Source organism: Bombilactobacillus mellifer (genome assembly GCF_000970795.1).
Classification (GTDB): Bacteria; Bacillota; Bacilli; order Lactobacillales; family Lactobacillaceae; genus Bombilactobacillus; species Bombilactobacillus mellifer.
The window spans coordinates 1-2,098 of sequence record NZ_KQ034032.1; the positions used below are offsets into that span (position 1 = coordinate 1).

At 39.8% G+C, this 2,098-nt stretch carries 1 protein-coding gene; it reads right to left on the bottom strand.

What is annotated here, in order from left to right; translation table 11 throughout:
* Nucleotides 1-1,855 (bottom strand): BspA family leucine-rich repeat surface protein (locus JG30_RS08715; RefSeq protein ID WP_218837832.1); only part of this gene is annotated, 1,855 nt, incomplete at its 3' end.
* Nucleotides 1,856-2,098: the final 243 nt, after the last annotated feature.

Sequence of the window (2,098 nt, forward strand, 5' to 3'; positions counted from 1 at the left end):
GATAACCGGCCCATTCAGGGACTGTATATTGATCCCATTGAGCTGTTGTCCACGCGCCATAGGTTCTAGAACCATCCGGATTAATAGTTACCGGACGACTGACGGCCACTGTTTGGGTTTCTGTTTTCAGTTGACCGTTAGGTTGATGGAGATTAATCGTCCGGACCTTGGTTTTAGTTTCCGTGGTTTGAGTAAAGGCGGGTTCACTGTCCCAATCATAAGTCGTCACCTGATCGCGTCCAGTTAATTCCATTAAATCAGTAGAAGTATACTTGTGTCCCTGTTGATAACCACTGGTGGCTATCCAATAGGGTGAGGCGACTACCCGATCCTTACCAGGGATTTGGGTGCTAGTCTTTGGGATATGAGGTAATGCAGCGTTAGTATTGAAAAGAGTGTCAGGTCCTAAAATCAAATGATTTAAGTTATCACAACTATCAAATATATGAAATATTTCATCAATAGCCTTGGCTGTATTTAACTGGCTGAGATCTAAACTGGTTAATTTTGAGCACTTTACAAACATCCACTCCATTTTAGTAACCTTAGCAGTATTGAAATTGCTGAGATCTAAATTGGTTAATCCTGAACAAAAGAAAAACATATATTGCATATCCGTAACATTAGCCGTATTGAAGCTACTAAGATCCAAACTGGATAATCCTTCGCAATTCGCAAACATATAACTCATATCCGTAACCTTAGCCGTATTGAAGCTACTAAGATCCAAACTGGATAATCTTTCGCAATTCATAAACATACTACCCATATCAATAACTTTGACAGTATCAAAATTGCTAAGATCTAAAACAGTTAATCTTGGGCACATATAAAACATATCAGCCATATCAATAACGTTAGCGGTATTAAAACTGCTGAGATCTAAATTAGTTAAACTGGAGCAACTCCAAAACATTCCCTGCATATTAGTAACATTTGTAGTATTAAAATTGTTGAGATCTAAACTGGTTAAACTCTTGCAAAAGTCAAACATTCCATGCATATTAGTAACACCAGCGGTATCGAGATTAGCTAGACCAATAATCTTTTTTAGATTGATTAAACATTCAAATAAATAACTGGAATCTTGGTTAGCTTTGACTCCGGGATCAATAACAATTTGTGTTAAGTCTTCAATCCATTGCCAATTGCCATTGAAGACTTCGGGACTAGCGCCAATACTACCTACTGTATGTTGTAGATAACTACTATGTGGATCTTTTATAGTTTTATGGCTGCTATTACCCAAGGTGCCTGCATGGAAATGTAAAATATAATCATCACCTTGGTGCGTATATTCCCACTTACTGGTGCCCCAAGTACCTTGGGCAATTGTTTCTACTTGAGAATCTGTGGTAGTTGAGGCGGTGTTGGTACTATTTGTGACCTTGGTAGCTTGCGGGGTCGCTGGTACCGTAGGTTGGCTTACTGGCTGAGTAACCTCATTAGCACTATTAGCTGACGAAGTAGCTGCTGGGTTCTGAGCCGCAGTTTCCTGTGGTGGTTGTGCGGAAGTGGTCGGATTGTTACTGGAAGTAGCTGGTTGTGCAGTTGTAGTTGTTGCAGATGAACCTATAGACTGAGTTCCAGAAATTCGGTTCTGATTAGCAGTCTCGCTAACATTGTCTGTATTAGTAACAGACTTTTGTGTGCTAGTCTGCTGATTGACAGGCTGTTCCTTTTGGGTAGGTTCAGCAGATTTAGCAGTTGCTGTACTCCGCGGGGCCACCATACTCGTGGCTGTGGGGTCTGGAGCATTTGTAGCTGCCGCAGCTGCTTGTTGTTGGGTTAAGACGAACCCACACACTAGCCCCACAAATGTCGTGGTTAGTGCGATACTTTTCTTTTGATTCAAAACAATTCCTCCTCCTTATGTAAAGTTAGACGTAGCCTTATAGAACCGGTTACAAATTTATCTTAGCACTTTACTAAGAAATAAATTAATCTATTTTGAATGTTGGCAACAAACAACAAACACTGAGCTAGCGCTTAAGTTAATTTTCATTCAATTAACTACATGATAAAAATAATTAGGTTTTCTGCTGCTAGTAGCTGCCTAATATACCATGATTGAATTTATCACATAAAAAAGGACCTC